Below are 25,864 nucleotides of genomic sequence, written 5' to 3' on the forward strand. Positions count from 1 at the left end.
TGGATAATTCGGCAATGGGCATATTCACGATCCCCTGAAGGGAAAAACGATGCATACCAACAAAAAAACGGATCAATTGTCGTTTCCCGGGGATTAGTCGTCAAACTAACTAATTTTGGAGGGTACTATGGCTATCATTCGCAAAAAACCGTTTCTTTTCTTCGCAATCGCTATGTTGGTTGCCATCTGTTTCAGTACGGCCGACGTTTTCGCCAAAGAGAAAGTGTTTCGCCTGCGCTTTGCTCATGTAAACAGTGAAAGTGCAATGGTTCACAAAGAAGCCGTTTACTTTGCAGATCGCCTGGAAGAAGTTTCGGGCGGACGGTTGAAGCTGGAAATTTTTCCCAATGCATCCCTGGGAAGTGAAACACAGTTAATTGAAATGGTGGATGCTGGACTTTTGGACCTGGCCGCGACAACAGCTATGGGAATAGGTGCCCTTGTACCGCAAATTTCAGTGTTAGATGCGGCTTTCGTCCTGAAAGATTACAATCACCAAGTCAAGGTTGTCAACGGGCCGGTAGGAAAAGAGCTGTTCGACCTTGTCGCGGCAAAAACGAATTTTGTGGTTGTTGCCTGCCCCACCTACGGTGTTCGGCATCTCACCGTTAAAAACAGAAAGGTTCAAGAACCGTCGGATGCAAGCGGCCTCAAGGTGCGGGCAATGAATTTCGAGCAGGCCATGCTTAACGTCAAATCTCTCGGTGCGACACCCATCCCCGTTCCTTTTGCAGAGCTCTACACGTCGCTGCAACAGCGCATCGTGGATGGTCAGGAAAACCCACTGAACACGATCCTGGCATCGAAATTTTACGAAGTGCAGGATTATGTTTGCCTTACAGGCCACGTAGTCACCAATGGGCCCTTTATTATGAGCAAGCGGAAGTGGGATAAGCTGCCAAATGATTTGAAAGAGATCGTTGCTCAAGTCGGTCAGGAGACCAATGTTTGGGCCGCTAAGCTGGCGACGGAAAAGGAAAGTGAGTGGCTCAATGAGCTTGTCGACAGGGGCATGACAGCTGTCGAAATTTCACCGGCCGCCAGGGAAAAGTTTATCGAGAATGCAAAGAACATTATCGTACCGGCATTCGCCGAAAAATGGGACGGTTACTATGAGCGCATCTCGGCAGCGGATCGCTGAAAGCCAAATAATTGAATAAAACCGGGTTGAGGGATTGGCCTCTGGAGAACAACTCCCAGAGGTCAATCTAAAAACACTCGGTCAAAAAATATACTTTAACAAATATTTCTGCATGCGGCGAGGTTCCTCATGTTAAATTTCGAATATTACAATCCGACTAAAATACAGTTCGGCAAAGAAGTATGCACCCGTCTGGGTAGAACGATTCAATCCATGGGGTGCCACAAAGTAATCCTAATAGGCGGCGGGGGGAGTGCCAAAAAAAACGGGGCCTATGAACAAGTTGTAACCTCTCTTCAAAATTCAAAGATAGAATGGATCGAATCCTGGGGTGTACAAGCCAACCCGGAAATTGAGAAAGTCCGAGAAATGATCACACTGGCAAAGGATTTCAATGCTGATGCCGTGCTGGCCCTGGGGGGCGGTAGTGTCATTGATTCGGCAAAATCAGTTGCGGCCGGGGTGTTTGTGCAGGATGTCTGGAAGCTGTTTCTGGATTTGAATCCAATTGAGGACGCTTTGCCAATTTTCACCGTATTAACCATTTCCGGAACCTGTTCCGAGATGAATTCTTCGGCCGTTGTAACCAATGCTGAAACAAGACAGAAATGGCATATCAAAGGACCCGCCCTGTTTCCGAAGGTATCATTTATCGACCCTATCTTTCAGGCAAGCCTTCCATGGCGTCAAACGGTATATGGCGCCCTTGATGCAATGAGTCATATTACCGAGTTTTACTTTGTAGATGAGCGGGCCGAAACTACGCTGTCAATAAATGAAAGCCTCTGCAACACCATCATCAAAATGGTTGACCGGCTGAAAAACGATCAGGAGGATTATTATAGCCGCGCCAGCCTGGCATGGGCATCTACACTTGCGTTTAACGGTACGAGCGGCGCAGGACTAGGGGCAGGGGACTTCGCACTGCATGGGATAGAACACGCGGTGAGCGCGGTGCAACCGGATGTGCCCCACGGCGCCGGTATGGGCGTTCTTTTCCTGGCGTGGGCAACGTATTGCATGGACGCCAATCCCCGGCTATTCGACAGGTGGGCAAAACAGATCTGGGGAGAGGACGATGCCAGGTCTGGAATCGAAGCCATGCGCGCCAGAATCCGCAGCTGGGGCAGTGCTGTGACGCTCCGTGAACTGGGGGTCCAAGAGGCGGACATTGACGAAGTCGCCCAAATTGCAGCCAGTGCGAAGAGAGAAGGTTTTGTAAAACGAATCTTGCTACCGGATATCCAGGCCATTTTGAAAATGGCTCTCTAAAAGATTGTAAAATAATTCGGGTTTGTACCCAAGTATTCATATTGATTTCATTCCATGGGGACTCAATCATGCAAACGGAAAAAAGAGCTGACGGTGACCACGATGATGAAAGATCCGTGTTTGCGAGATATTTCAACATAGAACTTCTTCTCGTACTCTTGCTGGTTGCCATACTTTTCATTGCCGGCGCGCAGGTCGTCGGTAGGTATCTTTTTTCTGCCCCCCTCGCCTGGGCGGAGGAATTGACGCGGATTTTGCTGGTGTGGCTTGTTTTCCTGGGCACCGCCGAAGCGATCAGAACAAACACCCATATACGTCTGGAAGCCATTGACCGGAGCAAAAAAGTATGGCTGAGAAAATCATCCCGTTTGATCATATCCGTGCTGATGGTGGTGATTGTCACGGTGTGCTTGTACCAAGGCGCTTACTGGCTGAAAGTGGTCAAGGGGAGTACCCCCGCACTCGGTATTGATATCCGCCTGAAATATGCCGCCTTACCCTCGTCAATGTTGCTGGCGTGTTGGTATATTCTTCGTCGATTTCTAAAAAAAGCTTAATAAACATCCAACAGGGAAATAACTGATCATGATGCTAATCGGTATGTTAATCCTGTTTGTTGTATTCCTTATATTTGGAGTACCTGTTTTCTACACGCTCGGCATACTATCGATTGGGTACCTGTATTTCTTGGACCTGCCGATGCAGGTCATCCCCCAACGAATGGTTGCAGGAACGGACTCTTTTGTACTTCTGGCCATTCCGTTCTTTGTTCTGGCTGGCGAGCTGATGAACAGTGCCGGTATTACGAACAGGATTTTTAATTTTTCACGAAACATCATCGGACATATAAAGGGCGGACTGGGGCATGTAAATGTGCTTGCCAGTATCATCTTCTCCGGTATGTCCGGTTCAGCATTGGCCGATTCAGCGGGACTTGGATTGGTGGAAGTCAAAGCGATGGTCGATGACGGGTGGCAAAAGAAGGATGCGGCAGCAATCACGGTCGCATCGGCTACCATTGGCCCGATAATACCACCCAGCATACCATTGGTCATTTATGGTGTCATTGCTGAACAATCTATTGGAAAGCTATTTCTGGGAGGTGCTATCCCTGGGTTGTTGCTGGGCGGTATGATGATGCTTATCATTTACAGCATTGCCGGCAGAAAAAAATTCCCCTTGCAGCAACGTTCATCCCTGAAAAATATGGCTCGGTCATTATACCGTGCGATCCCGGCCCTGTTGATGCCAGTTTTCATTCTTGCCGTAATCGTGTTGGGCATTGCCAGTCCCACGGAGGCGGGCCTGGTCGCGGTCGTATACAGCCTTATTCTTGGTGGATTGGTATATAGGGAGTTGACTTTCTCACGGTTGCTTCTTGCTCTAAAAAACACCGCTAAAATGACGGCAACTATCATGATCATTGTCAGTGTCGCAAATTTATTGGGATGGATCATCACAATTGAGCGCGCTGCAGATGCGCTGGCGAATTTCGCTGTTTCCCTGACGGGAAGCCCGACGCTTTTGCTGCTGGCTGTCAACTTATTGCTGTTGATTGTGGGTTGTTTTATGGAATCAATCAGTGCCCTTTTGATTTTTACCCCCTTATTGCTTCCCGCGCTAACTTCTGTAGGAGTCGATCCTGTGCATTTCGGGGTTGTAGCAGTGCTCAACCTCATGATCGGGCTTGTTACACCGCCCCTGGGAATGGGTGTCTATGTAATGTCGGGTGTAGCCAATTTGCCACCCGAATCGATTTTCAGAAGTGCGGCCATTTATTACATTCCACTTTTCGCAACACTTATTATGGTAACGGTTTTTCCAAGTTTAGTGACATGGCTGCCCGATCTTCTCATGTAAGTATTAATTCCATGGGAAACTTGTGCTGTTTTGAGGCGGAGTAAACATATGTCAAACCCTTTGGTTTTCGATATCCAACGCTATTGCATTCATGACGGACCCGGCATTCGCACAACGGTCTTTTTGAAAGGCTGCCCCTTAAAATGTCTGTGGTGTCACAATCCTGAATCCCAAAACACGGGCCTCGACCTGCGATTCATCGTCTCACGATGCACCTCCTGCCGCGCGTGCGTCGAGGCCTGCCCTATAGGGGCGATTGCCGAACCCGGCTTCATCGATAGAGTAGCGTGCGATGGATGCGGCCTGTGCGCGGAGCACTGCTATGCCGATGCGCTGCAGATTGCCGGAACGGAAATGAGCGCTAAAGAAATCGTTGTGCTTGTGCAGAAAGATACCATTTTTTACAGAGATTGCGGGGGCGTAACACTTAGCGGCGGTGAACCGTTGCTTAAGGAAATATTTGCCTTGGACGTTCTTAAAAAATGTAAGGATGCAGGCATAACCACTGCGGTAGAAACCTCCGGAGCCGTAAAATGGGAATCGATTCAATCTGTGCTTACTTATGTCGACCACTGGTACTACGACATAAAACATATCGACTCAAAAAAACATAAAGCCCTCACCGGTATCAGCAACAAGAGGATATTGGAGAATTTTCGTCGTTTGAATACGCTCAGAGTCGGGAGTTTAACTGTCAGGATTCCCTTGGTCGTAGGGTATAACAGCGAAGAAAGGGATTTACAATTGCTGGGAGAGTGGCTCGTAAAAAACAAATTTGAGGGTGAAGTCGAAGTGCTGCCGTACCATAAAAACGCTATAGGCAAGTATGAACAACTGGGCAGGCCGTATGACTGTCCGGATGCAAAGACACCAGACGGCAATATACTCAAAAACGTCAAGATACTGTTCGAAAAACTGGGTATCAAATGCCGGACCCCTGCCATTGAGGGCCAAAATTCTGTGGATTCACGCGGGAGCATGACATCGAACCCGTGAAACGAACCAAAGACGGTGTCCGATTTCATTACGGATGGGTTATCGTCGGGCTCGCGTTGGTAAACCTGATGTTTCATTACGGGATATGGTACTCATATTCCGTTTTGATGTTGAGACTTGCAGAAGAATTTGGCTGGGACCGTGCTGCTGTCTCTAGCATATTCTCGGTATATATGTTGGTAATCGGTGCAACAGGTCCTCTCGTTGGCAGATGGATCGACAAATTCGGATCCAGAACTGTGCTTGCCTTAGGCTCACTGGTTCTTTCCCTCGGCCTTTATTGTTGCAGCATCGCCGATTCAATGGCCGATTTCTACCTTTCTTTCGGTTTGATTGCAGGTGTTGGCGCCGGTACTATAGGATTGACGGGCAATTCGCCTGCTATTGAAAATTGGTTCACGGAACGACGCGGACTAGCTGCTGGGATAGCCACATCCGGCATAGGTCTCGGGATGTTGATTTTTGTACCGATAGTCCAATACTGTCTTTTACATCAATCATGGCAATCGACTTTTCTTTTATTAAGTTTGATTTCAGTCGGATGTCTATTCCCCGTAAATCTCATACTCCAGCGGACGAAAATACCAGGTCGGGGACAATACTCGGGAAATACCGATGCCGCTTCATCTTTTCGTTCGAACAGTACAGAATGCGATCCCGTTTCAGGAAAGCGGAATGCCAATATGTCAAAATTCTTTCTAAAGGTATTAGGGATTTTCTTTGCAGGCGGATTCATCGTACAGTGCGTATTGATGCACCAGATCGCAATTGCCACTGACGCTGGCTTTGAAAAAATGAGAGCTGCAAAGATCTTAGGCGCCATCGGCCTCTTCGGTACTGCCGGAAGAGCCGCATGGGGGGCAATCTCGGATCGTTACGGTTGCCGGAACGCCTATGCAACATCTTCTGTTTTGTTGGCACTTGGAAGCTTGTTTTTACTAATTGTCCAACTGAAACCAGGATACCTGCTCTTGTACCTCTATGTAGCATGTTTCGGCCTTGGATATGGAGCCATCGCCCCCTTGAATATGTTGATTGCCATGGATCTTTTTTCTGGTGCCAGATTTGGAATGATTTATGGAATACTGTTCATGGCAACGGCCTTAGGTGCAGCGTTGGGCCCCATGATAAGCGGTCAAATATATGACTATTTTTCTAGCTATACAATAATTTTGATTGGGGTAATTTTTTTAATCGGTGCAATGAATCTGATTTTACGCAGCACGTACAGGTAAGGTGGCTTGCAGTTGAATAAATTTTGGCCATTTAGCTCATGAACTCTCCTCTGTTTCATAAGAAATATTATTGAATATTAAGATATTTTTATAGTTGTTTTGATGGCTTTTCCAAGAAGGCCATTCTAAAAACTTATACCTCTGTTGATAGTTATGGTGCAAACCAATTCATCCAAAAACTGGCTACCCTGTGATCTGAAACTTGCCAAGTTAGCAGGCCGGGTTTGGCGGGCTGCTCCCAATGAAGGTCCTGCTATCGTAATAATTCGAAACGGCAATGTCGTTGATATTTCGGTTGAGATCGACACTATGTCTGATCTTCTTGATCGAGATGATTTGGCAGCCTCATTCGTTAATATAGAAGGAAAAAACTTGGGGATGCTTGAAGATCTACTAGAAAATTCAATAAATGAGCCCAAAAAAGAACCTTTCCTTTTGGCTCCCTGCGACCTTCAAGTCATCAAAGCTTGCGGCGTGACTTTTGCTGTTAGTTTAATAGAACGGGTCATTGAAGAAAAGGCTGGCGGTAGTCCGGCTCAAGCTTTCAAACTAAGAAATGAGATTCAAGAGTTGATTGGAGGGGACCTTTCACAGATAAAACCAGGTTCTCCTCAGGCCACGGCCCTTAAAGTTGAACTGAAAAAAAGGGGAGTCTGGTCTCAATATTTAGAAGTGGGTATCGGCCCGGATGCTGAGGTGTTTACGAAGGCTCAACCACTTTCATCTGTAGGCTTCGGAGATCGGGTCGGTCTACACCCCATTTCAAAGTGGAATAATCCCGAACCGGAAATCGTTTTAGCTATGGATTCCAACGGTATACCACGTGGAGCAACATTAGGCAATGATGTCAATCTGCGCGATATAGAGGGCCGAAGTGCCTTGTTGCTGGGAAAGGCGAAAGATAATAATGCTTCGTGCTCAATTGGTCCCTTTATCCGCTTATTTGATGACAACTTTACCCTCGACACGATCCGAAAGGCCGAGGTGTCTCTCAAGGTTGAGGGCAAGAATGATGGATTTGTACTTAAAGATAGAAGTGACATGCGTGAGATAAGTCGTGACCCACTGGAGCTTGTAGCCCAGACTTATGGCGATCATCATCAATATCCTGATGGGTTCATGCTGTTTCTCGGAACTATGTTTTCACCCATCGTGGACCGCGATCAAAAAGGTCTTGGGTTCACACATCATGTTGGAGACAGGGTTACGATTTCTACTCCCAGTCTGGGTGCTTTAATAAATGTTGTTGATCGCTGCGATCTTTTGCCGCCTTGGAGCTTTGGATTACGTTCTTTATTTGACCATTTAAGCTCCTGTAAAAATACTGATGCTGCATTTGATTAATAAAATAACGTCTTACACCATAAGAGGAGTATGCCATGCAACTGACCGGACAACAATTGATAGGCAAACATATTGTTACTGCTAAAGGTGAACCGATTCAAGCCGTCAACCCGGCTACCGGTGAAACATTGGTACCCACCTATCCAGCCGGGGGGGAGGCAGAGGTCAACAAAGCTTGCGGATTGGCCGAATCAGCTTTTGACATTTATCGTGAAACGACGCTTAAAGATCGTGCAAATTTCCTCGAGTCCATCGCCAGTGAAATTGAATCTTTGGGTGACGAACTCATCAAGCGCTGCATGGCAGAGACTGGTTTGCCTCGTGCACGTTTGGAAGGAGAGCGTGGTCGCACCTGCGGCCAAATGCGGTTATTTGCAGAGGTGGTTCGATCCGGACAATGGCTTGATGTTCGTCTGGATCCTGCTTTACCGGATCGTATACCTGTTCCAAGAGTGGACCTGAGACAGCGGCATATCGCTATCGGGCCGGTGGCGGTGTTCGGAGCAAGCAACTTCCCACTGGCATTTTCTGTAGCTGGTGGTGACACTGCTGCGGCTTTGGCTGCCGGATGTCCTGTGGTTGTAAAAGCACACTCAGCCCATCCGGGAACCTCCGAGATAGTCGGCCGTGCGGTACAATCCGCTGTTGCAAAGAGTAACATGCCTGAAGGTGTTTTTTCTTTGCTGTTTGGTTCGGGTGACGTAGTAGGCAAGGCTCTGGTTGCTGACTCGCGTATCAAAGCCGTGGGCTTTACCGGCTCGCGCACCGGCGGCACTGCACTTCTTACAATAGCTCAGTCTCGTCCCCAGCCGATTCCGGTATATGCCGAGATGAGCAGCCTTAATCCAGTATTTCTGCTGCCGGAAGCACTTAAGGCGCGCTACAATGAGCTCGCAGAAGGTTTTGTTTTGTCGCTAAATATGGGTGCTGGCCAGTTCTGTACTAACCCAGGGTTGATAGTGGCAGAAAAGGGAGTGGCTTTGGATGCTTTTATTACGGCTGCCAGTCATGAGGTTGAGAAGTGTGTTTCACAAACCATGCTTACGCCTACTATTCATCGAGCGTATCAGAACAGTGTTGAAGCATTATCAAACAGTGATAAGGTGCGCAAGGCGTCCAACGGTCAACTCAGCAAGGGGCCTTGCCAATGCCAGACTACATTGTTCGTTGTATCAATGGCTGATTTTATGAGCGACAAAGCACTGCAGACCGAGGTTTTCGGTGCCAGCTCAATGGTGATTGAATGCATTGATTTTCCCGAAGTTGAAAGCTTCGCTATACAGCTTGAGGGGCAACTCACTGCTACCTTGCAGATGGATGACGGCGATTTGGAAACTGCCCGCAACCTTCTACCAATCCTTGAGCGAAAAGCAGGCCGTATTCTGGTCAATAACTGGCCCACCGGAGTTGAGGTTTGCCATTCAATGGTCCATGGTGGCCCTTACCCGGCAACCTCAGATAGCCGTTCAACCTCGGTTGGCAGTGCCGCGATACAACGCTTCTTGAGACCAGTGTGTTACCAGAACCTACCACAAGAATTGTTGCCTCAAGCGCTAAGAGATGACAATCCACTGGGGGTAGGCCGATTGTTGGATGGTGAACGTGAATAAGTTCGTTAAAAGATACAATTAATACTGATTTTATAATTAGATACCTTCGGTAATTGCACATAACCAACGAGAGGTTGGGCATATGGCTTTTTTGATCAATTATCTGACAAAAGTTCAGTTTGGTGAAAATGCCGTTTATGAGCTTCGGGAAGAGATAAGGCAATTAGGCGTTAGCAAGCCATTGTTCATTACAGATAAAGGGTTGAGTAATACAAACGTAATGGATGTCACGATTTCAGCTAGCAAGCTGAATTCTGCCCCGATTATATTTGACGGCACTCCCCAAAATCCGAATGAATCGGCCGTGGAAGATGCCCTTCTATTCCTTCGAAAAAATGAATGCGATGGAATTATTGCTGTTGGTGGAGGCTCTAGCATTGATTTGGCCAAGGGAATTGCTCTGCTTGCGACCCATCCTGCACCGCTACGCCAATATTCTGCTATTGAAGGAGGGATTGAAAAAATTCAATCAAACATTTTACCCTTAATTGCAATCCCAACAACGGCCGGTACTGGGAGTGAAGTCGGGCGAGCTTCACTTATCACTATGCGTGACAAGCGAAAATTAGGATTTATATCACCTTTTCTCATTCCCTCAGTTGCCATCTGCGATCCAGCACTGACACTGAGCTTGCCTCCCTTCCTCACAGCAGCAACAGGCATGGATGCGGTTGCTCACTGCGTAGAGACCTTTCTTAGCCCAAAAATCAATCCACCAGCAGACGCAATAGCGCTTGACGGTCTGGGCTATGCATTTAAAAATATAAACAAAGCAGTAGACGACGGGAGAAATTTAGAGGCTCGAACTCAAATGATGATGGCAGCTCTCGAAGGCGCGTTGGCTTTCCAAAAGGGGCTGGGGGCGGTGCACTCATTATCTCACGCACTTGGTGGCTATCATGAGCTTAACCTTCATCATGGAACGCTCAACGCGATATTTATGCCTACTGTTTTACGCTTTAATAAAAGCCACTGCAAAGTTAAATACGAACAGATTGCTCAAGTAATGGGGCTCGGCTCCAGTGTTGATCTTGCCGATGAATTTAACCAATTAAACCGTTCTCTGGGATTGCCAACTCGATTAACTGAACTTGGTGTTAGAAAGGATATGTGTGATCAAGTTTCAAAATGGGCCTTTGATGATCACTCAACGCCTACTAACCCCAAGCCCGCAAAGAAAAAAGATTTTTATAATATGCTTGTTGAGACCCTTTAAAATTATCACGATAAAAAATAAAGCGCTAACAAGATAACCAACATTAAAGATCAATTTAAATAAACATAACAAATAGTTAAAAGTTTGTGCCTACAGGGAAAGTAAAGGCTCAAAAGGCAATGCCTTATGAAAAAGATTGCAATTTTATGCGGTGATGGTATCGGGCCGGAGGTGATGAAGGAGGCGGTTAAAGTCTTAGATACCGTTCAGAAGAAATATTCCTTCAATTTGGAGTACAAATATGCCGATGTCGGTGGCTACGGTATTTATAAACACGGCACTGCACTCCCAGATAAGACTCTCAAATCATGCGAAGCAGCTGATGCAATTCTTTTTGGCTCGGTTGGCGGCCCCCAGTGGGAACACCTTCCTCCGGAGGAACAGCCGGAGCGGGCCTCCTTGCTGCCTCTTCGAAAAAGGTTCAACCTTTATTGCAACCTGCGTCCAGCCAAGATTTTCAAGTCTGTCGTGGCATCAAGCCCCCTTCACCCTTCTATAGTGAAAGAAGGCTTTGATATTTTATGCATTCGTGAACTTACCGGTGACATCTATTTCGGACAACCCAAAGGACGTGAAGGTGCAGGTTTTTCCGAAAGAGCATTCGATACCATGGTATATACACGTGCGGAGATTGAGCGAATCGCGCATATTGCGTTCGCTGAAGCCAGAAAACGACGTAAACTAGTGACTTCTGTGGATAAGGCCAATGTTCTAACGACTATGGTGTTTTGGAGAGAGGTTGTGACCGAGGTAGCCGAAGAATATCCTGATATTACACTGAAACACCAATACGTGGACAATACCACCATGCAGTTGATCAAAGATCCCCACCAATTCGACGTTTTGCTTTGTGGTAATATGTTTGGTGATATTATTTCGGACGAATGTGCCATGATCACCGGATCAATGGGCCTATTGGCTTCGGCGAGTCTTAATGAGAAAAAGTTTGGGCTCTATGAACCAGCAGGTGGATCGGCACCCGATATTGCGGGACAGGGGATTGCGAATCCCATTGCCCAAATACTTTCTGCAGCTATGATGCTTCGATATAGCCTGGATCAGTCCGACGCGGCTGATGCAATTGAGGCGGCCGTTGAAAAGGTACTATCCGAAGGGCTCCTTACAATAGACCTTTCCCGTGGAAAGCTTAAGTCAATAAACACATCTGAAATGGGCAATTCTATCGTAACTAAGATTATTAATGGTGAAAGATAAGTAATTTTAAACTTAAAGGCTAATGCAAAGTAGAGCTAAAAAAATATAGTTTAGCTATTTTTTGTTCAAGTTCCAAATTAGCTTGACAACCTTATTGGATCCATGTATCCAAGTATCCAGTTAATGCTGACAGGCGTGCTCATCCTCACCTTGCAGTGGTTTGACCCATTTTGTTTGCCAAGTCAGCTTATTTGAATGATAAGCCAATCACTTGTAAAGGAAACTACCTATGAATTCAATACTAATAGAGGGAGAGAACTTATTCGACGGCAACAATCTGGTAAAGGATGAACCTGCAGTTGTGATGGTGCGAGAAGGGTATATTGAAGCTGTTGGTGAAGAGGCTCAAGCAAAAGCGGCGGATGCCAGCAAAACAATTCAATGCCCAGGTCAGACTCTAATGCCTGGGATGGTTGATTGCCATAACCATCTATCATTGGACCCGAGACTTCCAGACTATCTACTAAGGATGTTAGATCCAGTTCCTGAACTTACTTTGAAGGCCGTTGAAACCATGGATATGGACCTGAAGAGTGGAGTTACAACTTCCAGATGTCTCGGAGACAAAGAATTTTTAGATGTACATTGTAAAAATGCGCAGGCTGAAGGCCGTCTGTTAGGACCAAGACTAATAGTGGCTACACGAGGCATTAGAGCGTTACACGGACATGGTTTTGTGGGCAATCCTTATTGTGGGGTAAATAACATACGACAGGCAGTCCGTGAAAATCTTTACGCCGGTGCAGACCTTATTAAAATCTACCTTACTGGATCTCTAATGGGGCCCAAGGGACTTCCCTGCTATTTCTCAGAGGATGAGGTAAGAATCCTGGTAGATGAGGCTCATAGGGCAAGTGTGCCTGTCGCTACCCATTGTATTGGTGGCCCTGCCGTGAATCTGGCGATTAAGTGCGGTATCGATGTTATCGAGCATGGATACTTTTTAAATTTTGAAGATTTGGATCTCATATCAAAAAATGAAAGGTGGTTGGTGCTGACGCCGAGTTTGTTTTTCACTGACGACAGGTTGGATACACTGCATAACAATCTAAAAAAACCACACATCGATCAAAGACCTAAAGTCGCCGAGGCAATGAGTGCAGCAGTCAAAGGAGGTGTCAAGTACGCTATAGGTACAGACGGTATGCACGGCCGACTCGCAGACGAAGTGGAATATGTGGTTAGCTTTGGTGCAAGCCCAGCTGATGCATTGGCGGGTGTAACTTCACGAGCAGCGGAATTATGTGGCATGGCTGATTTAATTGGTACAGTAGAAAAAGGTAAGCGGGCAGATCTGATAGGGGTGGTTGGAAATCCTTTAGATAAAATAACCGACCTAAAACATGTCCAGACGATAATTCAGAATGGAGCGCCAATAAAGATTGATAAGAGTATGAGCTGTTAGCCAGAATAAGTAGAATGCTAAATACAGTATAGCAAATATTAAATTGGTAAGTATAACCATTAGAAATGGTTTTAACAATAAGGAGGGTGGTATGGAAAAAACTATTGGCATCATCGGACTTGGACGATGTGGGATGCCTGCAGTGGAACGATTTTTAGAAATGGGATACCAGGTGTATGGTCATGCCAGAAGAGCCGAAGTAATTACCGCTTTGGAAAGAAAGGGTGGAATACATACCGCCAGCCCTGAGGAAATGGCTCGGAAGGTAAAAACCATAATTGTGATGGTGCTAAATGATGACCAAGTTTTCGATGTAGTTATAGGATCTAAGGGCATATTACAGAGTGCCGGCCATGGCCACCTGGTAATTTGTATGAGCACTATAAACCGGTCTAACCTGCAAACTATCGACAGTAGCTGCAGAAAAAAGTCTGTAGATTTCGTTGACTGTCCCTTCACCGGAGGCCCTGCGCGAGTATCTAATGGCACTTTGACACTCATTACTGCCGCTAAACCTGAAGTTATTGAAAAGGTGCGTCCCTATCTTGAAGTAATCGGTAAAGTTACTAATGTTGGTGATTTGCCTGGCTTTGGCCAAGCCGTTAAGCATTGCAACCAGCTCATGGTTTGTGCCATTCACGCCGCGACTATGGAGGTAATTACTTTGGCTGAAAAAACCGGAGTTGATCCAAAACAAGTCTGCCAAGTAGTTGGGAGTGGCATAGGGGGGAGCAATTATTTCGAACTTTTATCTAAAGCTATTTTGGACGATGGTAATTCTCCTGGAGGGATGGGGCAGCTATGGAAAGACATTAATTTAGTAATAAACACTTCACGAGAAAAAAATCTTCCATTATTGATCGCCAATGCCACGGCACACTACTTTGATATGGCAGTTTCTCAAGGTCTGGCAAATGAGGACTCTGCCCGCATCATGCAAGTGATGCGGCGTATGGTTGAATCATAGACAACGACCTGAAAAAGGGAAAATATCAATAGATTTTATAGTTGTGGGCAAAGATTGAAAGAGTTTAATTTTGTTTGTGGAGAGAGATAAAAAAGGCTGGGGCAAAAAAAATATATGCATTGTTAAAAAACGAGTTGGTCAATAAATACAATTATACAGACAAGGTCTACCGACAGTCCACTCGAACACAAATAGGAGGGCAATATGTCTACAGAGAAAGTAACGGTTTTTGCAAAAATTAAAGCAAAACAGGGACGTCAAGAGGAATTAAAAGCATTGCTATTGGAGATGGCAAGTAAATCGTCACAGGATCCCGGGTGCTTAGAATACGAGGTTTTGCGAGATAAGGATGACGACACTGTCTTTATGTTCCGCGAAGTTTGGGAGAGCCAAACTGACGCAGACAAACATGTAACTATGCCCTATCTACCGGCGTTTCGGGAGCGCAGGGCGCCCATGCTGGCGCAAGATCTTGAGGTCTCTACCTGGAAAACATTATAGACAGCAAAGGCACTGTGGTAAATTGATATTGAAATGAAGAGCGGACAGATAGATGTCCGCTCGATCATTTTTGACACTAAGTATGAACTGTGCTAGAAATGGAAATAATTGAGGTCTTAGGATGCATAAATCCTGTGCAGTTAGCCCCTCGAGTGATATAATATATAAGATCGAAAAAGTGGGAGGTTGAAATGGCGAAGGTGTCAGCGCCCAGATCCATTGCGGACCAAGTATACGAGTTTATAAAAAAGGATATACTGGAAGGAAAGCTTGAGCCAAACAGCCGCTTGACCCAAGAGTTTATGGGTGAGTTTTATCAAACCAGCCGGACTCCTGTTCGAGAAGCTTTTCGGAAGTTAGAAAGAGACGGTTTGGTAGAGCGGATGCCTCAAGGAGGGGTTAAAGTCGTTGCAATAAGCGTAGAAACCATAGAGGAAGTGTATGGCGTCAGAGCTGTTTTGGAAACTTATGCTGTAGAACTGGCTTGTGAGCGAATTTCTGATAGCGAATTGGAAAGAATAGCACAAATCAAAAAAAACGCTGAAGCAGTCCTTAAATCGGTTGATTTGAGCAAAGAAGATAAATTGAATGAGCTACTCAGCCTGAATTCTTCTTTCCACAGAAAGATCAACGAAGCCTCAGGAAATTCATACCTGGTTAAAATACTAGGAGAAATGAACGATTCTGTCATGCTTGGCAGAACGGCTGGTTTACGAAAAAACAATGAGTGGAGTGACATTTGGAAAGAGCATGATAAGCTAATAAATTACTTGCGAAAGAAGGACAAGGTAGAATCTGCTAAACTAATGCGCAAACATATCGAGTCTGCCGCAAAAAACGCAATTGCTGTTATATCGAGAAGGAAAAAAGAAACTGATAAGGGTTCATGAGCATTGATATGGCTACTCTTGTCAAATTCTGAGATAAATGGCCCTCGGATCAGCAGTAAGAATTTCAATACCATGCAAATACGTTCTATCTATCTCAGATATATGGAAACCAGAAGAACTTTGACTTTCTTGCCAGGCCCCATAAGTATAAAAGAAGACAACGAATATACATTTAGCAAATGGATATCATAGGCGTTCCTTAAGTACTGCCCTAATGGATGGAATTAAATCGGCCTTTTGGGCGCAGCGGGCCAACCGCCGGCAAATTTGATGATCGTGCCCGTGTGAAAGGAGCCTTTCATATTGGCCAGGTAATTGATCAACTCGCCAATTTCTTCCGGTTCGCCCAGCCTGCCAGCCGGCACAACTTCGCTAATGAAGTCTCTTCCTACGGGGTTGTCGATAAATTTCGCTTTTGGAAAATAGGCTTCGCTGTACAGGTAGTTCGGTGCAATGGCGTTAACAGGAATGCCATAGGGTGCCAGGTCCAAACTCAAGGATTTAACCAAGGCATTCGCTCCAGCCCGCGCAATATCGGGTATTGCGCCGCCCGGCAAAGGCAGTTCGGTGCGGCAGGAGGTGATCATGATCACATTGCCACGGCCCTGCTTTTTCAATCTCGGGATGGCTGCCTGCATCAGTTTGAATGGGTACACCAATACATGCTCGATCGTTGCATTCAGATCCGCCACATTCGCTTCATCAATCGGGACATGGATCGCGGGAAAGGTGTCGTTGCTGACAATAACATCGACTTTTCCATAATTGTCCCATAAGTGCTGGATAAGTTTGTCTGGTTCTCCAATACCTAACGGAATCGTCCCCGGATTGTCTGACTTGTAATCCTCTTGTTGATTTGCATCTTGAAAAGCAGGATCGTGAGCCACGACATCATACCCGTTCTCCAAAAGAGCTTTGACTGCTGGTGGACCAACATAATCCAATACATTTGTAACCAGAGCGATTTTATTGCCCATGCTATTCTCCAATCGATTTGTCCCATTAATCTTCAGGAAACTATAGAAAGGCAGCTATTCCTCAGGATCATCTACAATAACCCAAGACGTCTTTTTGGTTTTCTAATCCATTTGTCCTTTGCCAACGATAAATTTTGCATTGAAATATTTTTTCCTGATCTCTTTCGCTTCCTCAAACCATTTTTCCATCCCCACTTTTTTCATCCGGCAAAGGTTGTACATCTTCATATTATGCGGATACTTGGACGCTCCTTCAGCTGTTGGTGCAAGATAAGCGCATGGAAATTCATCGCAGTTGAAACAAAAATCAACACCTTTCTCCTTTACGCAATCAAGGGTTGAACACCCCTCAGAGCCAAGGTGGAAATGGTTTCCATCCTGCTGCCGGCATCCCCTGCAGGGGATCTCTTTTTCAGGGATTCCGATTTTCTCATGAATCAATCCGGCCAGCTTTTCAGTCAGGTTTTTTGCATATAGCTCGCAATTGAAACAGTCTAATCCACAAGGCGCGGTTAAAACCAATTTCTCTTCCATGGATCTTCCTTTCGTAGCATTTTTACCGTTCTGATAAACGCTCCATGTATTCATTCGATCGAATGCGCTCGAGCATTTGATGCAAGCATCCTGACTCCTCAGGATTGAATCCGCTTAAAAACTCCTCATTGGCCTGAACCATTATGCTGTTGATCTCCGTCGCACATTGGCGGCCTCGGTCGGTCAGACAAACCAGTATCGCCCTACGATCATCTGGATGCGGTTGCCTTTCGATCAGCTCGAGCTTTTCCAGTCGATCCAGAATGCCGGTCATCGTTGCACTGGTGATCTGCAGTTTTTGCCTCAGGCTGTTTGCAAGTAGGCGGTCTTCCTCGCCTAAAAAATTCAACACCATTGCCTGGGAGGCGGTAACATTCAAATGCTTGACCTTTTTCGTCCAAAACTCAGCGCCGGTTTGGCTAGCTTTGGTCAGTTGAAAAAAAATACAATCACGGACATTCATCTGTGGCTCCTTATAGTTAGCATGCATTTATATAGCAAGCTACTAAAAAGTACGCAAGTCAAAACAATGATCGTTTGGAAAGATGAAGTTTTATTTGCGGCTTATTGAAATATAGATTTGGCTATCCCACAAAAACGGACCCCATCGTTCCGTGTGGTATCTTGCCAGCCCCAATAAGTATCAAGGAAGACACCGAATTTGCATTTAGCAACTGGATATCATAGGCTTATCTTGAGTGCTGCCCAATATTATTAACCCTTTAACCCAGGAGGAAGGCTATGAAACTATCACGAGCGGCCAAAATCTGGATCGATTATCACAAGACCCATTCGAAAAAAAAATACGGTGCGAGCTTACCGGGCCATCATCGAGCGGTTTATCCAGGAATTTGGTGATGGTCCCGTTGAGCAAGTATCCCCGGAACAGATTCTAACCTACCTGAACCGCCTCACCGAAGGCAACAAACCCTACACCAAGCGGATCCGCTTTTCCCAACTCTCATCATTTTTCAATTTTGTCCGCAATAATATCGATCCCGAGCTCAGGAACCCATGCGACAGGCCCATGATTCGGAAGCTGTATCGGGAGCGGGTGCCCCTGAGGTGGAAAATTATCGAAAAGGAAACTATCGACGAGATTATTTTTCGCACCACCAAGGTTCGCAATCGATTGATCCTTGAACTGATGGCCCGTGGTGGCATGCGCATCGGTGAAGTGCTGAAACTGCAATTGGGTGATCTGCAGGACCGTAAGCTGGTTCTCCGTGAGCCCAAAAGCGGAAAGGAATATGAGTTTGTGTTCATCCCACAGAAAGTGGCGGATCGATTACGTGAATATGCACTGGAGGTGTGCAATGAACCCAGCGATCGGATATTCCCGATTACCTATGAGGCGGCCAGAATGATGGTGATCAAATCCGGCAAGCTGGTCGGAGTCAAACTCAGACCGCATGACCTGCGTCGGCATTCTGCCACCTATGCCAGTCGATCTGGCGTACCTATTGAAATTATTTCAAAAGTCATCCTCCGGCACGCGAATCTTTCGACCACACAAAGGTATCTGGGAACAATCAGCGATGTGGAAGCAATCAGATGGATTGAGAATATTTATGGGTGATGCAAAAAGGGGTGATGCCGGTTTCCGGTTTCACCCCATCAGACTTGCCAGTAAAGATATGCAGAACTAAGCGTTTATTTTTTTGGAAAAAGCAGGCCACAAGATCTTGTATGAAGCGGCCTATCATACTGAAATGTATTTTTATTTCCTATATAGCAGTAAGTGCAAGTTGGCCGAAGACTATCATTTGAAATGGCTATATGCATCTGCCCACTTTAAATATCCCACCCATTTTGATCCTTCAAATTAACTCCGCTCGGACTTCAAAAAGCTTGCTGTGCTCCGCAATGGACAAGAAATTGATTTTTTAACTCCGAACCTGTTTTTAACAAATTTGACTTGAATCAAAGACATATTTCTCAAAAAGAGCCATGATTAGTATTATGAAAGATAAATCTTTAAAAATTGAAGCCCTACGCAAACGGCTTGATCAGGTGGAAGCAGAACTTGCCGATACTTTGCAGCGCATGCCGGCTCACGGGATCAAAACGAGCTTTATGGCCGGTTTACTGGATCTGGAGGATGAGCGCGATCGCCTAATGGGTGAAATCAAGGCGCTCACGTCAGGTTCACCATGAAATCGATACCGGCCGATGTTCCCAGTCGACGATGGATGGACCGGCGAATTGCCTTTTTCGGTAAACACTACAGCTTTCATGCGGACCGGCTCGTGGATAATCTTGGCCGGGGCCCCGCTCGGGCCATCGCCGAGCTGATCTACCACTATCTGACGGCGCCCCAGCCTATGTCGGTGGCTTCAGATGATGCGTGGTATTCGTTTCGTGAGTTGCGCGGCGCCGGACCGCTAACCGTCAATTTCGCAAACAACACCCATAAAACAATCACTGCCACGTTCGGAGGAGATCTGTCGGCTTTAGATCTTAGCGCTGCCAAATTGACCGGGCTGTTGGAATCTGGCCAAGGGTTTGATCGGCGATATAGATTTCATGCTTTTCCCGAAGTGCCGCTTATTTTGAACTACAACGCAGCGGACGACCTCTTTCCTGCCCAGGCGGGTCTCTTATTCCACCGCTCGATCCAAAACTTGTTCGACATCCGCGAACTATTCACCCTGGGAACCTATCTCACTGGCCGCCTGATCTCGAGTGCCGGCCATTCGTGATTGTATGTTTTTATCGAGATGGAAATTGACCCACGATGAGGTTTTATTCAACTCCCATCTACGCGGGGGGACCCTGTCTTGCAAAAAGGTTGCAAGGCTGTTGACGTGTGCAAGACGCTGGTAGGCTCGGACCCAGATACACAATTGATCCGGGTATACTTCACAGCGCCCCTCAGTACTCCCGCCGCAGGGACCATTGCGAGTGTGTTTGGGACAACCGGATTCTGGACAGAGAAAGCCGATGTGTTGGATAGCGCAGTCACCACAGCTTTGGCACGATAAAAATGTCTTTTTTAGCGGATCTTCCAGACACCTTTTCAAGACCCAGGTCTTGTTGTACTTCTCCAGAACTGATGCCAGACTTTTATAGACCGGCGCCATGGTTGCGGATTGATTGAAAAATAGATCATGTGCGGAATTGAGCATTTTGTAGGGTATGTGATCCAGCAACATCTCTTTCAAAGACGCTTTTTCTTTCTTGATTCCGCCTGGAAGCGCTTGTGCATCAGAATCCTCGGAGTTTTTCTTTTTTCCCTGTACAAACTCACCCAAATAATCGGGCCAAGCGTCTTGAAGTTGGTCCATACGGTCCAAAATAGCGGCGACCGTTTTGAAACTCCGGTGAACCCCGCCTATATGAATGCCCCTGAACCCCAGGCCTTTTAAGATTGCTCCCAACTTGGCAGCACGCTCCACCGCTTTCTTTAATCCTTTGCGGGGTTCCTGCCACTCGGAAACAACTTTATTGAAAAGCTCGTCCGACACAAAGACGCCGGGGACCCGGCCACGATTCATGGCTCGGGCGGCCCGCGGACTTAACAGGTTAACGGATCCGATGATGGGGATGTGAGCATTTTTTCCGGTATGGTACTGGATGAGGTCTTCAAAATTCTGCGCATTATAACCCAACTGGGTGATCACAAATGACGCACCCGCATCGATTTTTTTATCCATCTTCCTGTACTGCGCGACCTGTTCGGCCTTCAAGCTTTTGAAAGGCGACACCGCACAACCAGTGAAGAAGGGGTCCGGATCACCGGAGCTAGCCATCTTTCCACTCAGGCTTTTGAGCATGCCGGTCAGCAGGACAGAATCCAGATCAAACACTGGCGTTCCACGGCCGCCATATCCCTTTCCGCTGTAGTCACCGGTAAGGGCCAGGACATTCTTCATACCCATGCGTGCCAGTTGCAGCGCACGACTTTCCATGCCCATTCGGTTCGTGTCCCGGCAGGTAAAATGGACAATGACATCCAGCCCGAGCTTGAAAATTTCATATCCCAACACATCCGGGCTCAAGGAGGGATTCCCGCCGGGATTATCCGTAATCGAAACGGCGGAGACACGCCCATCGGTAAACGCATCACTGGCGATACCCAAGAGCGTTTCTGTGCTTCGACCAAAAGATTCCCGTGCCGGAACCAGTTCCAAGGTGACAACAAAGTTTTGAGGTGTGGTCAAGTCTTCCTTGAAGATTCTAAGCACAGTCTTTTCCTCTGGGAGTTGTTTTAAAGCATGGAACGTCTTCAAAGCATTACGTAACATGCCTGTGCCGGATGATACCAATGTCAAGGGTAGGACAGATTATAGGTGAAGTCTCCTTTAAATCATTGATCCAAGTCAAACCCCCAACTGAAGTGTTGAACGAAATTGCTGTAGTTTTTCCTTTAACCAGACAATCCCGATAAATAGCGTTGGCACCCAGGCAAGGGTGAGAAAACTCGAAACCAAAAGTCCGGCGATGGCCACCACGGCCAGCGGAGAAAGCCGTTCCAGCCCCACAGCGGATTGTGCCGCCACCGGCAACATGCCGGCAACGGTGCTTAGTGCTGTCATCAGGATCGGCCGCGTCCGGCGGGATATGGCCTGTTCCATAGCCACCTGAAGTGTTTTTCCTTTTGCTCTGGCCGTTTCGATAAAATCCACCAGCAAAATGGAGTTGTTCACCACTATGCCGGCCAGAAGAATAAATCCCATAGCTGCCGGCATGCAGAAATGGCGTTCAAGCAGCAGCATACCCCAAGGAACGCCAATAAATGCCAAAGGAATCGCACTCATGATGATAAGGGGACGCAAATAAGAGGCGAAGGTGACCACCATGGAAAAATACAAAAACAATATCGCCAGACCCATGGCCAAGCCCAGTTCTGAGAAACTCTCCTTCATCTGCCGTATTTCGCCTTCTTGGGTGATGTGGTATCCGGCGGGAAGTTGGATGTCCGCGAGCACGGTCGCCACCTGGTCTTGAAGGTGGGTGATCGCAGTCTTATCCCGATACCCCCGGACATTGATAACGGGCAAAAGGTTCTGGCGGGTGATCCGGGACTGACGAAAAACCGGTTGAATGTCGGCAATGTCTTCTAAAGGAACCGCACCCTTCGGCCCGACGACCTGAAGGGTTTCAAGGTCGGCCAGCGCAGCCATGTCGTCCGGCTCGAACCGCAGTCGGACGTTATATCCATCCTGAGCAGCAATACTGAAACGGGATGCCACTCGTCCCGTGGTCGAGGTTGTCAGCATGGCGGATACATCATTGGGTGACAATCCGTAATGGGCCAGCCGGGCCTCATCTAATTTGATGGCGATTTCCTTTTTGGACCAGTCCCATGAACGGGAAACGGTCGTCAGCCCACGGACCGTGTGAAGTCTTTGCTCAACTGTGCCGGCCAGTCGATCGAGCAGGCGGGGGTCGGGGCCGGAGATCATGACGTCAACAGGGGCCGCAATAGAGGACAGGGGGGTCGCACCGTAATCATAGACGTCCACCCGTTTGAGGCCCGGAATTGTTGAAAACGATTGCCGAAGATCGGCTTCGATTTCCCAGATGGATGCTTCCCGTTCAAACCGATTCTGAAAATGGACCGTGATCAACCCTTCCTGGGATGTCCGGTCTGCACTGAAGCTAATCACGCCCGGTTCGGCCCCGCCCACTACGGCCATGCGGACAAAACCCGGGACCGCCAGAATGTGTTTTTCCATTTGCGCCACTACCCGTTCGGTAACTGAGATCGGGCTGTTGGGCCAAACTTCAAAATCAACCTTGACGATGCCCGTGTCCATGGGGGGCATAAGATCCCGACCGGCTATAGGCATCTGTCGCAAACTGACCAGGAGCAGACCCAGCATCAAGACAGGCAGAAGCCATCCCCATTTTCCTCTGGACAGCCGGAAGCAGTGAACAAAAAAACGTTGCATAGGCAAAAGCCAGAACTTCGAAATTTTTTCGATAATCCGTTCCAGCCGGTTTGCACTTTGCCCCGTCTTCATAAGTTTCGGAGCCAGTAGTGGAATGACGGTTACGGAGACGATGTATGATGAGAACAAGGCCAACGACAGCACGACAGCAAGGGGACGTAGAATTTTCTGGGAATAGCCGCCCACGAACATGATGGGGATCAGCACCACCAGCGTTGTGGCCGTGCCCGCGAAATCCGCGAGAAAAATTTCCCGGGTGCCGTCAACCGATGCTTGAAACAGTGACTTGTCCCCCGGGGCCGCATGGCGGTCGATGTTTTCGATCACAACAATGGCATCGTCCACCAAAAGTCCCACAGCCAGAATGATGGCGGTCATGGTGACAATATTGAGTTCGTAGCCGATGAGTTTCATGCCGGCAAAGGTCATGAAAAATGTGAAGGGGATGGATACAGCAGCCAGAAGGGTGGTGCGTATGCGAGCCATGATTAGAAAGATTACAAGGACCGTCAAGATCACGGAATCCCGAAGCGCGCTGATCAGATTGGACACAGAGGTGTCGATTATTTCGCCCTGGGTGTCGGCGACTGCGACCATCAGATCCGGAAACATGGCCCTGATTTCCGGCAAGGTCTTTTCAAGGCTCGACAAGGTTCCCGTTACCGATTTTCCCTCCCCACGCAGGATATTCAGCCCGATGGCGGGTCGGCCGTTGCCCCGGAAAAAGGATCGTCTTTCTTCTACGGTGGTGATGACTTCTGCCACGTCCCGGACATACACAGCCCCGTTTCTGCCGCCGTCGGCGAGAACGATGTCTGCAAGGTTATTGCGCAAGGCTCGCTCACCTCGAATAGAGATCACCTGCTCTCCGGAACGGGAAAGAAGCATGCCACTGGGAATGTTACGGTTGCGTTCGTAAACCGCTGCCGCCACCTGATCCGGGGAAAGTCCGTATCGGGCGAGACGGTCCCGTTTGATCGTCAGGCGGATTTCAGGAAGATGCCCACCGAACACTTCCACATCCGCGATACCCGGCACCCGCAGTAGCGCTTCCTGGATTTCATTATCGCAGATCTGGCGGACCTTGGACAACGGCATCAATGATCCAGGTATCGGAGAAACCGCAAGCGTCTGCACCGGTGCGGTTGAATCGCTGACCCGGTAGATTCTCGGCGGCAGCAAGTCAGACGGCAAGCTTGGCAGAATCCGATTCAGGGCCGCATTGACGTCCGTTACCGCTGCGTCCAGTGATTTAGTGTAGTCAAATTCTACCGTGACGGCAGCGGTTTCATCCCTGACGGTAGATTTTATGGACCGAAACTGATCCAGGGCCGCCATCTCTTTTTCCACTTGGCGGGACACTTTGTCTGCCATGTCCTCGGCGGCGGCCCCCGGCCAGCTGAGCAGTACCGATACCCGTGGATAATTGGAATCCGGAAACAGGTTCAGCGGAAGGGTGTTGAATCCCACCACACCAAAGGCAACGCTCAATAGTACCAGAGCGATAACGGCATGGGGTTTTTTTAGATAAGCGTCCACCCAGTTCACGGGGCACCTCCGGGAACCGGGAAGACACGTACCCCAGGCCCCAGCGTCAGCAGCATGGATTCCGGCCCGGCGGCAAGGGTGCTTTTTTCCGTTAAAGGCCCATCCACAACGGCACGGGTGCCGGAGCGCCCAAGCACGGTAACGACCACCGGAGCAACCGTCATGTCATCGGATATGATATACGTCAGCGTTTGTGATCCGGTTTCAAGAAGGCAGTCCGCATCCACAATCCAGCCCGTGGGTTCGTCCACAATCAAATCCACCCCCACCACCCCGTAACTGGGCATACCGAAGGGCCGGGCCGACAGTTTGATTTCCACCGTTGCCAGATGACCAGACACAATGGCAGGATGAACGCGGTCCACGGTCGTTTCCAGGGTCTTGTCTCCTTGCGTCAATCGGACATGGGCGTTGTCGGAGAGAGTTGCTCCTGTCTCCTGGGGTACCCGGACCAGAATTTTGTATCCTCGATCCGGATTTTCCACCCGGAAAACAGGCGTTCCGATCATAACCAGGTCGCCTGCCTCCTTCATGCGTTCGGTAACAACTCCGTCGAAAAATGATTCCAGACGGGAGAATGACAGGGACACCATTGCCGCCGACAGCTCCTGTTCCAGGCGTTGAACGCGGCTTTCAGCCAAGTTTACCGCCAACTCAGCTTCGTCCAGGGTTTCTTGGGAGACGGCCCGGTTCAAGGCCAGCTCCTGCCGTCGGCTGTGTATGGTCTTCTTTGTGATAAGGTCCTCCCGAGCCCCGGACAATTCGGCAACCAAGGCGTTTCTTTGCGCCTGTGAAAGCCGTGTGTCAATCTCCGCCGCCACCTCGCCTTTGCGAAGCCGGTCTCCCACATCTTTATGAAGCGCTGTGATATAACCCGTGGTTTGTGCAGACAGCACTGCCTCGGCTTCGGGTTCGATGGTTCCGAGATAATGTCGTGTCACGGATAGACGACCCCACTGCCCAGACTTGGTGAAAACAGCTACGGGCCGCAGAAGAGGTGTGGGCTGGTTTGCGAGCTGGGCTTTGCGGTGGCGCACCAGGGCGACAGCGGCCAAAATCAGAATGGCAACCAAAATCGTTGTAAGTGACCTGGTAAAAAGTTTTCTCATATCGAACGATTCAACTTCCCCATCTGTTTTGGCAACCCACTTGCACCAAAAGATATTTTATCAGTATTGATTTTGACGTCGCAGCAATCGAGCTTCGATGATTGCGTACGTAGGCGTGATCAAGACAGGCCCACGTGGTCTTCCCCA

General features: G+C 47.9%; 23 protein-coding genes. 17 read left to right on the plus strand and 6 right to left on the minus strand.

What is annotated here, in order from left to right; translation table 11 throughout:
* Positions 1 to 127: 127 nt before the first annotated feature.
* The 14 genes from GN111_RS02765 (at position 128) to GN111_RS02830 (ending at position 15,652) form a co-directional block, all read left to right on the plus strand.
* Positions 128 to 1,141, plus strand: coding sequence for a TRAP transporter substrate-binding protein (locus GN111_RS02765; protein ID WP_155302281.1), 1,014 nt, complete (start codon positions 128 to 130; stop codon positions 1,139 to 1,141).
* A gap of 129 nt (positions 1,142 to 1,270) precedes the next feature.
* Positions 1,271 to 2,413 carry an iron-containing alcohol dehydrogenase gene (locus GN111_RS02770; RefSeq protein ID WP_155302282.1) on the plus strand — a complete coding sequence of 381 codons (1,143 nt, stop codon included), beginning with the start codon at positions 1,271 to 1,273 and terminating at the stop codon, positions 2,411 to 2,413.
* A 68-nt stretch (positions 2,414 to 2,481) separates the two neighbouring features.
* Positions 2,482 to 2,970 (plus strand): TRAP transporter small permease, encoded by a 489-nt coding sequence (locus tag GN111_RS02775; RefSeq protein ID WP_155302283.1) that lies wholly within the window; start codon positions 2,482 to 2,484, stop codon positions 2,968 to 2,970.
* 28 nt (positions 2,971 to 2,998) lie between these two features.
* Positions 2,999 to 4,273: a TRAP transporter large permease gene (locus GN111_RS02780; RefSeq protein WP_155302284.1), complete on the plus strand. Its 1,275-nt coding sequence runs from the start codon at positions 2,999 to 3,001 to the stop codon at positions 4,271 to 4,273.
* 48 nt (positions 4,274 to 4,321) lie between these two features.
* On the plus strand, positions 4,322 to 5,269 hold the full coding sequence (locus GN111_RS02785; protein WP_155302285.1) for a glycyl-radical enzyme activating protein: 948 nt from the start codon (positions 4,322 to 4,324) through the stop codon (positions 5,267 to 5,269).
* Positions 5,266 to 6,504 carry an MFS transporter gene (locus tag GN111_RS02790; protein ID WP_155302286.1) on the plus strand — a complete coding sequence of 413 codons (1,239 nt, stop codon included), beginning with the start codon at positions 5,266 to 5,268 and terminating at the stop codon, positions 6,502 to 6,504. The genes GN111_RS02785 and GN111_RS02790 overlap by 4 nt, the downstream gene beginning before the upstream one ends.
* A gap of 153 nt (positions 6,505 to 6,657) precedes the next feature.
* Positions 6,658 to 7,848: a fumarylacetoacetate hydrolase family protein gene (locus GN111_RS02795; protein ID WP_155302287.1), complete on the plus strand. Its 1,191-nt coding sequence runs from the start codon at positions 6,658 to 6,660 to the stop codon at positions 7,846 to 7,848.
* 35 nt (positions 7,849 to 7,883) lie between these two features.
* Positions 7,884 to 9,458, plus strand: a complete 1,575-nt coding sequence (locus tag GN111_RS02800; protein WP_155302288.1) for an aldehyde dehydrogenase (NADP(+)) — start codon at positions 7,884 to 7,886, stop codon at positions 9,456 to 9,458.
* Between the two features lie 82 nt (positions 9,459 to 9,540).
* Positions 9,541 to 10,674 (plus strand): 4-hydroxybutyrate dehydrogenase, encoded by a 1,134-nt coding sequence (gbd, locus tag GN111_RS02805; protein WP_155302289.1) that lies wholly within the window; start codon positions 9,541 to 9,543, stop codon positions 10,672 to 10,674.
* A gap of 126 nt (positions 10,675 to 10,800) precedes the next feature.
* Positions 10,801 to 11,889, plus strand: coding sequence for a 3-isopropylmalate dehydrogenase (leuB, locus tag GN111_RS02810; RefSeq protein WP_155302290.1), 1,089 nt, complete (start codon positions 10,801 to 10,803; stop codon positions 11,887 to 11,889).
* Between the two features lie 229 nt (positions 11,890 to 12,118).
* A complete protein-coding gene (locus GN111_RS02815) occupies positions 12,119 to 13,294 on the plus strand; it encodes an amidohydrolase family protein (RefSeq protein ID WP_155302291.1) in 1,176 nt (391 codons plus the stop codon).
* 91 nt (positions 13,295 to 13,385) lie between these two features.
* Positions 13,386 to 14,261: an NAD(P)-dependent oxidoreductase gene (locus tag GN111_RS02820; protein WP_155302292.1), complete on the plus strand. Its 876-nt coding sequence runs from the start codon at positions 13,386 to 13,388 to the stop codon at positions 14,259 to 14,261.
* 204 nt (positions 14,262 to 14,465) lie between these two features.
* On the plus strand, positions 14,466 to 14,762 hold the full coding sequence (locus GN111_RS02825) for a putative quinol monooxygenase (RefSeq protein ID WP_155302293.1): 297 nt from the start codon (positions 14,466 to 14,468) through the stop codon (positions 14,760 to 14,762).
* A 191-nt stretch (positions 14,763 to 14,953) separates the two neighbouring features.
* Entirely contained in the window at positions 14,954 to 15,652 is a 699-nt protein-coding gene (locus GN111_RS02830) for a GntR family transcriptional regulator (RefSeq protein WP_155302294.1), read from the plus strand.
* 224 nt (positions 15,653 to 15,876) lie between these two features.
* Here GN111_RS02830 and GN111_RS02835 read toward each other — a convergent pair whose 3' ends face one another.
* From GN111_RS02835 to GN111_RS02845, 3 genes are all read right to left on the minus strand, one after another.
* On the minus strand, positions 15,877 to 16,629 hold the full coding sequence (locus tag GN111_RS02835; protein WP_155302295.1) for an SDR family oxidoreductase: 753 nt from the start codon (positions 16,627 to 16,629) through the stop codon (positions 15,877 to 15,879).
* 102 nt (positions 16,630 to 16,731) lie between these two features.
* A complete protein-coding gene (locus GN111_RS02840; protein WP_170302095.1) occupies positions 16,732 to 17,163 on the minus strand; it encodes a DUF3795 domain-containing protein in 432 nt (143 codons plus the stop codon).
* Positions 17,164 to 17,185: 22 nt separating this feature from the next.
* Positions 17,186 to 17,626, minus strand: coding sequence for a MarR family winged helix-turn-helix transcriptional regulator (locus GN111_RS02845; RefSeq protein WP_155302297.1), 441 nt, complete (start codon positions 17,624 to 17,626; stop codon positions 17,186 to 17,188).
* 345 nt (positions 17,627 to 17,971) lie between these two features.
* On the opposite strand from GN111_RS02845, the gene GN111_RS02850 reads away from it, so the two are divergent.
* The 3 genes from GN111_RS02850 (at position 17,972) to GN111_RS02860 (ending at position 19,865) form a co-directional block, all read left to right on the plus strand.
* Positions 17,972 to 18,742 (plus strand): tyrosine-type recombinase/integrase, encoded by a 771-nt coding sequence (locus tag GN111_RS02850; protein ID WP_170302097.1) that lies wholly within the window; start codon positions 17,972 to 17,974, stop codon positions 18,740 to 18,742.
* A gap of 383 nt (positions 18,743 to 19,125) precedes the next feature.
* Positions 19,126 to 19,320, plus strand: a complete 195-nt coding sequence (locus GN111_RS02855; protein ID WP_155302299.1) for a hypothetical protein — start codon at positions 19,126 to 19,128, stop codon at positions 19,318 to 19,320.
* Positions 19,317 to 19,865 carry a DUF3786 domain-containing protein gene (locus GN111_RS02860; protein ID WP_155302300.1) on the plus strand — a complete coding sequence of 183 codons (549 nt, stop codon included), beginning with the start codon at positions 19,317 to 19,319 and terminating at the stop codon, positions 19,863 to 19,865. The genes GN111_RS02855 and GN111_RS02860 overlap by 4 nt, the downstream gene beginning before the upstream one ends.
* Here the strand turns inward: GN111_RS02860 and GN111_RS02865 are convergent.
* From GN111_RS02865 to GN111_RS02875, 3 genes are all read right to left on the minus strand, one after another.
* Positions 19,806 to 21,410 (minus strand): methylenetetrahydrofolate reductase C-terminal domain-containing protein, encoded by a 1,605-nt coding sequence (locus tag GN111_RS02865; RefSeq protein ID WP_155302301.1) that lies wholly within the window; start codon positions 21,408 to 21,410, stop codon positions 19,806 to 19,808. The two genes, GN111_RS02860 and GN111_RS02865, sit on opposite strands and share 60 nt — an antisense overlap.
* 75 nt (positions 21,411 to 21,485) lie before the next feature.
* A complete protein-coding gene (locus tag GN111_RS02870) occupies positions 21,486 to 24,608 on the minus strand; it encodes an efflux RND transporter permease subunit (protein WP_170302098.1) in 3,123 nt (1,040 codons plus the stop codon).
* On the minus strand, positions 24,605 to 25,717 hold the full coding sequence (locus tag GN111_RS02875) for an efflux RND transporter periplasmic adaptor subunit (protein ID WP_155302303.1): 1,113 nt from the start codon (positions 25,715 to 25,717) through the stop codon (positions 24,605 to 24,607). Before GN111_RS02875 ends, GN111_RS02870 begins: the two co-directional genes overlap by 4 nt.
* Between the last annotated feature and the right edge of the window lie 147 nt (positions 25,718 to 25,864).

It is taken from the genome of Desulfosarcina widdelii, assembly GCF_009688965.1.
Taxonomy (GTDB): Bacteria; Desulfobacterota; Desulfobacteria; order Desulfobacterales; family Desulfosarcinaceae; genus Desulfosarcina; species Desulfosarcina widdelii.